The organism is Streptomyces katrae, from assembly GCF_000717655.1.
GTDB classification, from domain to species: domain Bacteria; phylum Actinomycetota; class Actinomycetes; order Streptomycetales; family Streptomycetaceae; genus Streptomyces; species Streptomyces katrae_B.
In genome coordinates, this window is the sequence record NZ_JNZY01000026.1 from 48,634 (window position 1) to 61,224 (window position 12,591).

The window sequence follows — 12,591 nt, forward strand, 5'->3', positions numbered from 1 at the left end:
AACGTCCGTTCTTCTCAGTCGATCACCGGCGGAGCAACACGACGGTTGCCCTGCCAGGTCTCTTCGTCCTCGACCAGGTAGTCCGGGCGCTCGCCGCCTTGGTCCTCGCGACGACTGCCCGGAGTCCGCATACCGGCACCTGCGTGGCCCATGGCGCCGCCACCGTTGCGTACGAGGCCCGAGCCGCCCTGGGTGAACGGCTGACCGCCGGTCGCCAGACGTCCGCCCGCCACAGACTGACGACCGCCCACGATGCCGCCCGGCTCCGAGGCCAGCCGACGCGCCGGGGTACCACCCAGACCGCCGGCGTGGGCACCCCCACCACCGTGAGGGCCGCCGCCCATCATGCCGCGGCCGGTCTGCGTGCCCTCGCCTCCGATGACCGTGCCGCGCGGGATTCCCGCGTTGGGGCCGCTGGTCGGTACGGCGCGTCCGCCCATGATGCCGGAATCCCGTGGGGACAAACCTGAGATCGGATTGGCCCTGCCGGGACCGCTGACGCCGGGACCGAGGGTCGGGGCCTTGCCTAGGCCGGGGCCAGGGCCCGTCTTGCCAGTGACTGGTGGAAGGCCCACAGGCGGGATGGGGACAACGGGTCCGGGGCCAGGGCCCACCGGGAGGTTGGGGACCGGTGTGCCCGTCGTCGGGGGCAAGGTCGTCGAGGGAGACGGCAGGGTTGCAACGTGGTCAAGGTCCACGTCTACGTCACGGTCCGGGATCCCGGGCAAGGACGGGTGCACCGTCGTCTGGGGCGCAGTGCTGTCCGCCTTTGACTGATGGCTTGGTCCCCAACCCTGCTCGTTCTCGGACCCCGTGTTGCCAGGCGCGTAGGACACGTGCGATGAGTTACCTGAACTCGAACCTCCCCCCGGGCGAGCCAGGTCGCCTTCCATGGAGACGTCCCTCGGAACGATCGCCGCCGGCGGCGGCGGGAACGTCGGGATCTCCGCCTTGTTCATCTCGCCGTACGACAGCTCGTACGACTGCGCCAGGTTGTTCATCAACCTGATCGACTCACGGTGATCCGCGTCGAGCTTGCTCCGCTCCTGGCTGGCGATCTGCTGCGCGTCCGGGTCGTTGTGTGCCTTGCGGGCCGCTTCCAGGTTCTCGGCGGCCTTCGTGTCGTAGGCGGGCATGTCCCGCGCCTCGATCATCTTCTGGACGGTGTCGCCCATCCACTTCGCGCCCGTCGCGCTGTACTCGCTCAGTCGCAGCGTCGCGTTGCCCGCCCGGCCCACCCATTCCTGGAAGGCCGTTGCCGCCTCGCCCTCCCACCCGGTGACCCGGTGGTTCTTCAGCTTCTCAGCGATCTTCGCGATGTCCTCGGACGCCTTCTGCAGGCGGTCGGCACGGTCCTTGACCGCCGTCGGGTCCAGTGAGGCCCGCATCTCGCGCAGCTTCTGGTGCGAGTAACCCTCGAAATTCGTCGCCATTAGTAGTCAGCCCCCTTCGGCTTGCCGTCCGAACCGGGAGTCTCGGAACCATGGTGCTTCGAGGCTTCCAGCTTGCGCTGCTCCTCGACATACGGGTCGCGCTTCGGGTCGTACTGCGCCTCCGCCGTCTGCGCCAGAGCGACCATCCGACGCTTCGTCTCGTAGTCCACGTCGGTGTAGCCGTTGCCCGCCGACAGGATCGCAATGCCCATGGCCTCGATGAGTCCGCCCAGGCCCTTCGAGAGCTTCTCCAGCTCCGTCACGACCGTCGTGTACGACTTGAACAGGGCGTCGGCCTCCGGGAAGCCCGAGCCGAGCTTGGCTGCCGGCAGGGTGTTGTTAGCCAGCTTCTTGTGGTCCGCAGCCGAGCCCGTGAGGTCGTCCAGGAGGTCATCGACCATCTTCTGGTACTCCGACAGCGTGTCGTGCTCGATCTTCAGGTCGGCCGCGGCCTGCTGTGAGACCGCCTGCCTCCTGATCGCATCCGCCAGGCCCGAACTGAGGCCACCCAGCCCCGCCAGCCCGCCCGGCGCCTTCTCCTCTGCCACGATGGCCTCCCCGACTCCCCGAAATCCCCGTGGGCGCAGCGTTTCCGCCGCGCCCCGTCCCCGTTCGCACCCGTTCGCACGCGCACGTACTACGTCTTACCGATCACTCTAGCGACCGGTTCCGACAGTCCCAAGCTCGGGGTTGCACGTGCAATGGGAGTCACACGGTCATGAGTTGGGCGCCGCGACCGCCGCCGAGGGGCGGATCGGGAGCCTGTTGACCGGGCGGCCCGTGGCCGACCGTACCGCCGAGGCTACCGCCGCCGGGGTCGTGACCACAGGGATCGCACTGGCCGCCTTCGCCCCGAACGGGGCCACCACGTCCCGCTCTTCGACCAGTTTGACGATGCGGACCACCGGGGCGTCCAGCGACGTCGGCAGCGCATAGCCCGTCAGGTCGGGGTGGCGGATCAGGCCCGAGGCCGAGCGGAGGTTCTCCGTCAGCGCCGCGCCCACGCCCTGCGTGACGCCCGCTTCGATACGGGCCTCCAGCTGGCGGGGGTTGAGGATGCGGCCCACGTCCTGGGCCACCGCCAGCTCCACCACCCGTACCGAGCCCAGCTCGATGTCCACGTCCACCACCGCGCGGATCGCGCAGAAGGCCAGGCCCACGAAGGCGTCGCCCTGGCCGTCGCCGTCCAGGGGCTCCGTCGGGTGGGGGCGGCACTGGGCCGTCGCCCAGAGTTCCTTGCCCGCCATGGCTTCCGCGACCGACATCGAGAACGCGCCGTCGTACGACGTGATCCGGCCGTCCTGGATCTGGAGGAGTTCCGTCGACATGCCCAGCTTGTGGGCCATCGGCTGGAGGAGCTGCGTGCGGACCATCTTGGCCGCGCGCTCCACCGCGCCTCCGCTCACCCACGTGTGGCGGCCGTGCGCCGCCGGGCCCGCCGGCGGCTGGTCGGTGTCGACCGGGGCCGTCACCACCTCGTCGACGCCCAGCGTCTCCTGGACGATCTGACGCGCGAGGGTCGAGAAGCCCTGCCCGGTGTCCACCGCCGCACAGATGACCGTCGCCGAGCCGTTGACGACCTTGACCGTCGCCGTCGAGACCTCGTCCGTTCCCTCCGCGCCGAGCATGTGGACCATGCCCACGCCGTACCCGACCCCGCGCCGCACCGCGCCCGGCTCGCCCGCGCCCTCCGGGCCGCCCGGCAGCAGCCAGTCCTCCTCCGGGGTGTCCTTCGGGAGGGAGGGGAGTTCGTGATCGCGGACCGCGCGCAGGAGTTCGGCCACGGGCGCCGGGCAGGTGACCGTCTGGCCCGTCGGGAGCAGGTCACCGGTCGCCAGGACGTTGCGCAGGCGCAGTTCCGCGCCGTCGATGCCGAGGGCCGCGGCCAGTTTGTCCATCTGGCCCTCGTACGCGGCGCAGACCTGCATCGCGCCCTCGCCCCGTACGTGGCCCGACGGCGGGTTGTTCGTACGGACCGCCCAGCCTTCCACGAAGGCGTGCGGGACCACGTACGGGCCGCACGCGAACGCCACCGCCGCGGCCAGCGATTCGGAGGAGGAGTCCGCGTACGCGCCCGCGTCCATCAGGATCTGGGCCTCGACCTTGACCAGGCGGCCGTCCGCGTCCGCGTGGTGGCGGTAGCGCAGCAGCGTCGGGTGGCGGTGGGTGTGGCCGAGGAAGGACTCCTCGCGGGTCGCGGCCAGCTTCACCGGGTGGCCGGTCCGCAGGGCCAGCAGGCCCAGCGGCAGCTGGAACGCCGCGTCCTCGCGGTCGGCGGTCGCGCCGGGGACGCCGGTCACCACGACCCGCACCCGGTCGGGTTCGAGGCCGAAGCACGCCGCCGCCAGGTCGCGGTCCAGGTGCGGGTCGGTGGAGGCGGTGTAGATCTCCACGCCGCCGTCGGGCCGCGGCACGGCCAGCCCGGCCTCGGCGCCGATGGGCGCGGGGTCCTGGCGGCCGATCCGGTACAGGCCCTCGACGACGACCTCGCCGGTGGCCTCCGGGTCGCCGTAGCGCAGCGGGATGTGCCGGATCAGGTTGCCGTCGGGGTGCAGCGCGGGGGCCCCGAAGGCCTGCTCGGGGTCCGTGACCGCGTCGAGCAGCTCGTACTCGACGGCGATCGCGGCGGCCGCGAGGCGGGCGGTGTCCGGGTGGTCGGCGGCGACGGCGGCGATGGGCTCGCCGTGGTGGCGTACGACGTCGTGGGCGAACACGGGCCGGTCGGCGATCCGGCGGCCGTGCGTGGTCGCGCCGGGGACGTCGGCGTGGGTGACGACGGCGCGCACGCCGGGCATGGCGGCGGCCGCGGAGGTGTCGACGGAGAGGATGCGGGCGTGGGCGTGCGGGGAGCGCAGGACGGCGGCCCAGAGCAGGCCCTCGGCCCACAGGTCGGCGGCGTACGGGAAGGTGCCCTCGCTCTTGGCGCGCGTGTCGGCGGCCGGTACGGAGGCTCCGATTCCGCGCGGTACCTCGTGCTCGCCCGCCTCGGGCGGCGCGGCCGCCGAAGCGCTCGTGGAGACCGTTACCGTCGCCGTTGCCGTGGCCGCGTCGTGCCCGCTCACGCCATGCCTCCGTGGTGGTGGATCCCGCCCTCGCCGGGCGGCGCCTGGTGCGGGATGCGCGCCTCCGGGCCGTTCCCGGCACCGGACCCGTCAGCGGGCCCGTTCCCGGACGCAGCCGCAGGCGCGTCGCCCACAGCCGCCGCCTCGCGCTCCGCGACGACCTCGCGGACGGCCTCGATGACGCCCTTGTAGCCGGAGCAGCGGCAGAGGTTCCCGCACAGGGCCTGCCGGGTCTCCAGCTCGCTGGGGGCGTGGTTGCCCTCCAGCAGGTCGTGGATGGTCATGGCCATGCCGGGCACGCAGAACCCGCACTGCACCGCACCCGACCTGCACAACGCCTGCTGCACGTCCGAAAGTTCCCCGCCGCTGGCGAGCCCCTCCACGGTGCGGACCTCGCTGCTCGCCGCCGTCGCGGCCGGGACCAGGCAGGAGGCCACGAGCCGGCCGTCGACCTGCACCGCGCACGCACCGCATTCGCCCTGCGAGCAGCCGTCCTTGGCGCCGGCGAGGCCGAGGCGCTCGCGCAGCACGTAGAGCAGGGACTCGCCGATCCACGCACCGGTGACGGGCCGGTCGGCGCCGTTGACGCGCAGGACGTAGGAAGCCAGCGGGTGCTCGTGATGGGCGACGGCCTCGGCAGTCGCTTCTTCTTCGTACGTCGGCCCCTCGAGCGGGAAACCTCCGGCCGATCCCGCATCCGGCGCTGCCACAGCGCTGTCGGCGGTGTCCGCACCCGGCGCGCCCGCAGCCCCGGCTTCGCCCGAGCCCGAGCCCGGACCCCCGACCGCCGCGGCCTGCGAAACCTCCCCGGCGGCTTCGCCCAGCCCGCCACCGCCACCGGTGCCGGCACCGCCGCCGAACTCGAAGCCGCGCCCGTCCGTGCCGACGGGCTCCGCCGTGAATCCGTGCTCACCGGCCTCACCGGCCGGCCCGGGCTCCGACCCGGCGGCGCCGTGGCCGGATGCCGTGAAACCGTGCGCGTTCGTGTCCCCCGGCTCCGCGAAGCCGCCGGTACCACCGATGCCGTCTGCGCCCGGACCACCCGCGAGGGCGTACTCCGGCGCCGCGACGGCGCTCACCTCGCGCTCCCGCTCCGCGGCCCCGGCCGCGTCGGCAGCCGCAGCCACCGCCGGCGGCTCGGGGGCCTCCGCCCCGGGATGCGGCCGCTCCGCCGTGACCGGCGTCGTCGCCGGGCCGTGGGCGGCCTCTACGTCGTGCGGAGCCGGATGTGCCGGCTCCCCCTCCGGGAGCGTGCCCACGCCGGGCCCGCCCAGCACCCTCGGACCGCGCCCGGGGCCACCGACCCCGGGGCCGCCGAGCCGCCGCAGGCCCGCGCCCGAGGTACCCGCGTCGATCGCGTCCGGACGCGCCTCGGGCAGCACGCCCGAGCTCATCCCGGCACCGGGAAGCGGATCCGGAACGGCACCAGGAACGGCACCCTGAACGGAGCCCGCAGCGGCATCCGGACGCCCGGCTGCCGCCGCCTCGAAGTCGGGGTGGGTCGCCCACGGGGCAGCCGCCCCGCCCGGCAGCGTCGCCGGAGCCTGGCTCCAGTCGGCCTCCAGCCCGCCCCGCCGGAACTCGCCCGTCTCCTCGGGGAGTTCCGGAAGGGTCCACTGGCCGGTGGTCACCGGCTCGGAGTCCTGCACGGCCTCCGGGAACCGCCACTCGGCGGTCGCACCGGGATCGTGCCCGGCGTCGGCCGAAGCCGGACCGTGGCCCGCGGCCCGGCCCTGGGCGGCGTGGCCGTGGGCCTGGCCCTGCCCGAGCTCCTGGCCATGGCCCGAAACCTGCCCCTGGCCCTGCCCCAGCCCCTGATCCGCGAACGCCGCAGCCACCGACGCCGGAATCGGGATCGAGGCCGGGATCGGCCCGCCGACCGGCGTGGGCGCGGCCGCGCCCACGGCAGCGGCGCCGCCGGACCCCGTACCGCCCTGGGGCGTCGTCCCCGCGTCCGGCCACTGCACCGGAATCGTCCACGTCCCCGTGGCCGCCGGATCGGCACTGGCGGAGCCCAGCGGCACGATCATCGGCGGCGGCACGTAGCCGTGCCCGGGCGCCGCGAGCGGCTCACCGGTGCCCAGCGCGTCCAGCATGTCCTGCGGCAGCTTCACGAAGGCCGTCGCGTCGGAGTCGTACTCGCCGCCCTGCGGCACCGGCTCCCAGCCCCAGCCGGCGCCGGTCCCGTCCGCAGGCCCTGTGGGTCCCGCGTCCCCCGTCGTTCCGCTCACGTTCTCGTTCTCACTCATGAGGTCAGCGCCCTCCCCAGGGCCCTCCGTGCCAGCACGGCCACCGTCCGCCGCAGATGCAGTACGCCGGGAGCCACCGGTTCCCCCTGGTCGGGCACGCAGGCGGCCGCGACGTACTCGCCGAAGGCCTCCAGCGCCTCGGGGGCCAGCGTCCGCCCCCCGTCCCAGTCGATCAGCGAAGCCACCCACTGCTCGGCCTCCAGCGGCCGCAGCGGCATCGGGGCGACCGCGCCGATCGCACAGCGCACATCCCGGCGCGCGGGGTCCAGTACGAGCCCCACGGACGCCACGGCGCGCCCGGGCCCCGTACGCCCCGTGGCCTTCAGGAAGACCTGCGGCGCGTGCAGCAGCGGCACCCGTACGAAACCGATCAACTCGCCGGGCCGCAGCATCTCGCGGCCGGCCAGCAGGTGCGAGACCGGGATCTCCCGGCGCGAGCCGCCCGGGCCGTGGATGACGAGGATCGCCTCCAGCGCGGCCAGTACGGGCAGTGCGTCGCCCGTCGGCGCGGCGGTGGCGATGTTGCCGCCGAGGGTGCCGGCGTTGCGGATCTGCGGCGGCCCGGCGGCGCGTGCGGCCGCGGCCAGCGCGGGGATCAGAGCGGCGAAATCCGGCCGTCCCATCCGCGCGTGGGTGAGCCCGGCGCCGAGCAGGGCGTGCCCGTCCTGGTACTGCCAGCCGCGGATCTCGTTGATCCGGCCCAGGCCCACCAGCGCGGCGGGCCGCAGCAGCCCGGCGTTGACGGCGGCCATGAGGTCGGTGCCGCCGGCGACGGGCACGGCAGCGGGCATGGCGGCGAGCGCCGCCACGGCCTCGTCGAGCGAGGCCGGCAGCGTCACGGACTGCGCCGCCTGCGGCCCCTGAGATGAATGCAGTGCATGCGGTGCGTGCGTGGTCAACCCAGCTGCCCCTTCCCGATGTCCCGGTCCCGGCGCTCACGCCTGTCCGCCGTACGGTACGTGCTCACCGCCGGGACGTGGCAACTCTGGCACATCTTCCCCACCATCCGGCGCGAGGGTCCGGCGGGCGCCCCCTGAAGCTCCCGGCCGTCCGGTTTCCCCCGTATCCACCGAATCAACCGAATCAACCGAATCGGAAGTATTCGCCGAATACGCCGAAATCGAGCAAGAGTTCCCGACAACCCCCAAGGACGAAGGACGTCCCGGAAGCCTCGAGAGTTCCGCAGAAGTCCGAAGGATTCCGAACAGTGCCGAACCGTCCGGAAGGCCGCACACGACGGCCCGCAGCCGCCGACCGCCGCCGACCGCCGCCCACGGCCGGCCGCGGCCCCCGTGAGCACCCCGCGAGACCTCACGAGGCCCCCGCGGCCGACGCGCAAGGGGCGTGCGAGGGCACGGCGGGCGCGCGGAAGGGCACGCACCGGCGCGGAAAGGTTCCGGCCACCGACGGCCGCCCACCCCCACCCGGATCACACGTTCGGGGGCTCCCCTTCGATCGGACGCCCGAGCACCCCGGGCCGCCGCTGCCACGGCAACGGCCCGCCCGGCGGCCGGTAGTCGACGCCCAGCGCGTCCAGCCGCCGGTAGTGCGCGTCCATCCGGGCCTCGAAGCCCGCGTAGTCCCGCTCCGCCGGCTCCGGCAGCCGCGACCACACCACCTCCGCGAAGGCCGCCAGCCGCGGGAACACCTGGTAGTCGACCCGGGCCTGGTTCTCCATCACCTCGGTCCACACGTTGGCCTGCGCGCCCAGCACATGGGCAGCGGCCTCCGCGGACAGCTTCGGCGGCACCGGTTCAAAGCGGTACACGTCCTCCAGCGAACGCACGTACCCGATCGGCATCGGCTCCTCGGCGCCGCCCGCCTGACGGTGGTCCAGGTACACCTGCTGCTCCGGGCACATCACCACGTCGTGCCCGGCCTCGGCGGCGGCGATCCCGCCCGCGTACCCGCGCCACGAGGACACCGCGGCCCCCGGCGCGAGCCCGCCCTCCAGGATCTCGTCCCATCCGACGAGCCGCCGCCCGCGCTCGGCGAGCCAGCCGTCGAAGTGCCGGATGAACCAGGACTGCAGCCCGTCCTCGCCGTCCACCCCCAGCTCCCGGATCCGCTCCTGCGCGACCGCCGAGGCCCGCCACTGCCCCTTGGGGCACTCGTCGCCGCCCACGTGCACGAACGGCGAGACGTCCGCCGGGAACAGCTCCAGCAGTTCCTCGAAGACCCCCTCGTAGAACCGCAGTACGGTCTCGGTCGGCGCGAGCACGTTCTCGTTGATCCCCCAGTCGTCCCACACCTCCAGGGCGGCGGTGTCCACGACGTCGGTGTTCCCGAGCTCCGGGTACGCGGCGATCGCGGCCTGCGAATGCCCCGGCAGGTCGATCTCCGGGACCACCCGGACGTGCCGCTCGGCGGCGTACGCGACGATCTCGCGGACGTCGTCCTGCGTGTAGAAGCCGCCGTGCGGGGTCTGGTTCCACAGCGGCGAGGCCCTGTGCCCCCAGCGGCTGCGCGGCCGCCACGCACCGACCTCGGTGAGCCGCGGGTGGCGCTTGATCTCGACCCGCCAGCCCTGGTCGTCCGTCAGGTGCAGGTGCAGCACGTTGAGCTTGTGCGCGGCGAGCAGGTCGATGTACCGCAGCACCCCGTCCTTGGGCATGAAGTGCCGGGCCACGTCGAGCATCATCCCGCGCCAGCCGAACCGGGGCCCGTCCTGGACGCCTCCCACCGGAAGCCGCCAGCCGCGGCCCGGCGCCGTGGGCGCGCGCCGGCAGGCCTCGGGCCCGAGCAGCTGACGCAGCGTCTGGGCGGCGTAGAAGAGGCCCGCCGGGTCGGCGCCTTCGAGGAGCACCCGCCGTTGCGTGACGTGCAGCTCGTACGACTCGGCGCCGGCGCTCGTCGCGGGCTCGGGGCGGAGCGTCAGCCGGATCACCGCGCGCTCGCCGTACGACTCCCCCGCCGCCGGCGCGGGCAGCTCCCAGCCGGTGGCGGCGCCGACCTCGCGGCGCAGCCAGCGGGCGGTGCCCTCGGCGCCGGGGCCGACGTCGAGCAGCGGATCGTCCAGCACGCACGTGCCGGCGTCGCGGGCGAATCGCGCGTACCGCGGCTCCGGAATCAACTCGGGCATGGCCTCGGCCCCTCCACCGTCCGGGCGTTGCGCACTGCGCAACGCACGTTTCGCAGGGCGCTTGGCGCCTGCGCTGCGGCCGACCTTAGCCCTCGCCCCGGGCACGGCAAAGGCTCCGGGCACGCAAAGGCTCCGGGCACGCAAAGGCCCCCGGACGCGCACCGGCGCATCCGGGGGCCTCGGCCCTGCCGGGCAGGGCGGAGGACTGCTCGAGGACTACTTGTCCTTGCCGCCCTTGTCCTTGTCCCCGCCGGGACCCATCGACTCGTAGATCTCCTTGCACATGGGGCAGACCGGGTACTTCTTCGGGTCCCGGCCCGGCACCCAGACCTTGCCGCAGAGCGCGACGACGGGGGTCCCGTCGAGGGCGCTCGCCATGATCTTGTCCTTCTGGACGTAGTGGGCGAAGCGCTCGTGGTCGCCGTCGCCGTGGGACACCTGCGGCGTCGGCTCTACGAGGGTCCCCGTACCAGTCCCGCGCTCGGGCTCAAGAGTGCTCATAAAAGCCAGGGTACCGACCCCGCCGCGGGTCAGTTGAGCGACGGGTCGTCCGGATAGGTGGCGACCATCGCGAGCTCGCTGCGCTGGCGGCGCAGCACCGCACGCCACAGCCTTTCCGGGTCGGGGAACGACACGTCCCCCGGCTCCGACTCGACGACGTACCAGGCGCCGTCCCCGAGCTCGAGCTCCAGCTGGCCCGGGCCCCAGCCCGAGTAGCCGGCGAAGATCCGCAGCGAGCCGAGGGCCGCGGCCAGCAGCTCCGGCGGGGCCTCCAGGTCGACCAGGCCGATCGCCCCGTACACGCGGCGCCATCCGAGTGGCCCTTCCTCGCCGGGGATGACCGCCACCCCGAGGGCAGAGTCCAGGCCCACCGGGCCGCCCTGGAAGACGACCCCCGGATCGCCGGCCAGCGTCGCCCAGGGCAGCAGGACGTCGCCGACGCCCACGGGGGTGGGCCGGTTGAGGACCACGCCGAGCGAGCCCTGCTCGTCGTGGTCGAGCAGGAGCACCACCGCGCGGTCGAAGTTCGGGTCCGCGAGGGCGGGGGTGGCCACGAGCAGCCGCCCTGTGAGGGAGGACACCTCGGTCATGCCGACATGATCTCGCACATTCGGCCTCCAGGGGGAGCGGGCGGAGGCATCGGATCGATCGCAGCTCAGGGGCGCACCGCAGCAGGAAGGAGCGCGCGGGGCCGGTACGGGCGGAATGCGACACTCCGCCATGGGGCGGGCACTGAGGGTGTTGTGGCTGATTCATGACAGTCCTGCGGCCGCGTCGGCCTTACGAACAAGGGGGTCGTGCCCCTTACCCTTTTCCCTGGCCCCCTGCCCACCCTCCTCTGGCTTCGCCGGGGGAGCCCCTCTCCGGAACGCGAGATTCATGACCGGCACAGACAGAGACGACGTACTACTTGTCCATGGCGGTACCCCGCTCGAGGGCGAGATCCGTGTCCGCGGTGCGAAGAACCTCGTGCCCAAGGCCATGGTCGCCGCTCTGCTCGGCAGCGGACCCAGCCGGCTCCGCAACGTTCCCGACATCCGCGACGTCCGGGTCGTGCGCGGGCTGCTCCAGCTGCACGGGGTGACCGTGCGCCCCGGCGAGGAGCCGGGCGAGCTGGTGCTCGACCCGACGCACGTCGAGAGCGCGAACGTTGCGGACATCGACGCGCACGCGGGCTCGTCGCGCATCCCGATCCTGTTCTGCGGCCCGCTGCTGCACCGTCTCGGCCACGCCTTCATCCCGGGCCTCGGCGGCTGCGACATCGGCGGCCGGCCGATCGACTTCCACTTCGACGTGCTCCGCCAGTTCGGCGCGACCATCGAGAAGCGCGAGGGCGGCCAGTACCTGGAGGCCCCGCAGCGCCTTCGCGGCTGCAAGATCCGCCTGCCCTACCCCTCGGTCGGCTCGACCGAACAGGTGCTGCTGACGGCCGTCCTGGCCGAGGGCGTCACCGAGCTCAGCAACGCCGCGGTGGAACCGGAGATCGAGGACCTCATCTGCGTCCTGCAGAAGATGGGCGCCATCATCTCCATGGACACCGACCGGACGATCCGGATCACCGGTGTGGACCGTCTCGGCGGCTACAACCACAAGGCGCTCCCGGACCGCCTGGAGGCCGCGTCCTGGGCTTCCGCGGCGCTGGCGACCGGCGGCAACATCTACGTGCGCGGCGCGCAGCAGCGCTCGATGATGACCTTCCTGAACACGTTCCGCCGTGTCGGCGGCGCGTTCGAGATCGACGACGAGGGCATCCGCTTCTGGCACCCGGGCGGCCCGCTCAAGGCGATCGCGCTCGAGACGGACGTGCACCCCGGTTTCCAGACCGACTGGCAGCAGCCGCTGGTGGTGGCCCTGACCCAGGCCGCGGGCCTCTCGATCGTCCACGAGACGGTCTACGAGTCCCGGCTGGGGTTCACCTCGGCCCTCAACCAGATGGGTGCACACATCCAGCTGTACCGGGAGTGCCTGGGCGGCAGCGCCTGCCGCTTCGGCCAGCGCAACTTCCTGCACTCGGCGGTCGTCTCCGGCCCGACGAAGCTGCAGGGCGCCGACCTGGTCATCCCCGACCTGCGCGGCGGGTTCTCGTACCTGATCGCGGCTCTGGCCGCCGAGGGCACCTCGCGGGTCCACGGCATCGACCTCATCAACCGCGGCTACGAGAACTTCATGGAGAAGCTCGTGGAGCTGGGAGCCAAGGTCGAGCTCTCGGGCGGCGACCTCGTCTGAGGCGTTTCGCCGGGCGAGTTCGAGGCGGGCGCCCCCCC

Annotated in this window: 9 protein-coding genes; 1 reads left to right on the plus strand and 8 read right to left on the minus strand. The window is 73.3% G+C overall.

The genetic code is table 11. The annotated features are described in order from the left end of the window. Positions 1-14 precede the first annotated feature (14 nt). The 8 genes from IF09_RS44955 to IF09_RS0127405 form a co-directional block, all read right to left on the minus strand. Positions 15-1,433, minus strand: a complete 1,419-nt coding sequence (locus IF09_RS44955; RefSeq protein ID WP_051832965.1) for a WXG100 family type VII secretion target — start codon at positions 1,431-1,433, stop codon at positions 15-17. After that, the gene (locus IF09_RS40720; RefSeq protein ID WP_234321171.1) at positions 1,433-1,981 is read right to left on the minus strand and encodes a hypothetical protein; all 549 of its coding nucleotides are present in this window, start codon (positions 1,979-1,981) and stop codon (positions 1,433-1,435) included. The genes IF09_RS44955 and IF09_RS40720 overlap by 1 nt, the downstream gene beginning before the upstream one ends. A gap of 168 nt (positions 1,982-2,149) precedes the next feature. Beyond that, positions 2,150-4,495: a molybdopterin cofactor-binding domain-containing protein gene (locus IF09_RS0127380; protein WP_030299956.1), complete on the minus strand. Its 2,346-nt coding sequence runs from the start codon at positions 4,493-4,495 to the stop codon at positions 2,150-2,152. Then, entirely contained in the window at positions 4,492-6,744 is a 2,253-nt protein-coding gene (locus IF09_RS44960; protein WP_051832967.1) for a (2Fe-2S)-binding protein, read from the minus strand. Before IF09_RS44960 ends, IF09_RS0127380 begins: the two co-directional genes overlap by 4 nt. After that, entirely contained in the window at positions 6,741-7,643 is a 903-nt protein-coding gene (locus IF09_RS0127390; protein WP_051832968.1) for an FAD binding domain-containing protein, read from the minus strand. The genes IF09_RS44960 and IF09_RS0127390 overlap by 4 nt, the downstream gene beginning before the upstream one ends. Before the next feature lie 530 nt (positions 7,644-8,173). Beyond that, on the minus strand, positions 8,174-9,826 hold the full coding sequence (locus tag IF09_RS0127395) for a beta-N-acetylhexosaminidase (RefSeq protein WP_030299962.1): 1,653 nt from the start codon (positions 9,824-9,826) through the stop codon (positions 8,174-8,176). 216 nt (positions 9,827-10,042) lie between these two features. Next, a complete protein-coding gene (locus IF09_RS0127400) occupies positions 10,043-10,327 on the minus strand; it encodes a DUF3039 domain-containing protein (protein WP_030010729.1) in 285 nt (94 codons plus the stop codon). 29 nt (positions 10,328-10,356) lie between these two features. Then, the gene (locus IF09_RS0127405; RefSeq protein ID WP_030299965.1) at positions 10,357-10,917 is read right to left on the minus strand and encodes a YqgE/AlgH family protein; all 561 of its coding nucleotides are present in this window, start codon (positions 10,915-10,917) and stop codon (positions 10,357-10,359) included. Between the two features lie 289 nt (positions 10,918-11,206). On the opposite strand from IF09_RS0127405, the gene murA reads away from it, so the two are divergent. Continuing rightward, positions 11,207-12,553, plus strand: a complete 1,347-nt coding sequence (gene murA / locus IF09_RS0127410; protein WP_030299967.1) for a UDP-N-acetylglucosamine 1-carboxyvinyltransferase — start codon at positions 11,207-11,209, stop codon at positions 12,551-12,553. Positions 12,554-12,591 lie beyond the last annotated feature (38 nt).

Bases quoted from the DNA above. Each gene is read 5' to 3' on its own strand.
- IF09_RS44955 (WP_051832965.1), bottom strand. From the start codon at position 1,433: ATGGCGACGAATTTCGAGGGTTACTCGCACCAGAAGCTGCGCGAGATG.
- IF09_RS44960 (WP_051832967.1), bottom strand. From the start codon at position 6,744: ATGAGTGAGAACGAGAACGTGAGCGGAACGACGGGGGACGCGGGACCC.
- IF09_RS0127395 (WP_030299962.1), bottom strand. From the start codon at position 9,826: ATGCCCGAGTTGATTCCGGAGCCGCGGTACGCGCGATTCGCCCGCGAC.
- IF09_RS0127400 (WP_030010729.1), bottom strand. From the start codon at position 10,327: ATGAGCACTCTTGAGCCCGAGCGCGGGACTGGTACGGGGACCCTCGTA.
- murA (WP_030299967.1), top strand. From the start codon at position 11,207: ATGACCGGCACAGACAGAGACGACGTACTACTTGTCCATGGCGGTACC.
- IF09_RS0127405 (WP_030299965.1), bottom strand. From the start codon at position 10,917: ATGACCGAGGTGTCCTCCCTCACAGGGCGGCTGCTCGTGGCCACCCCC.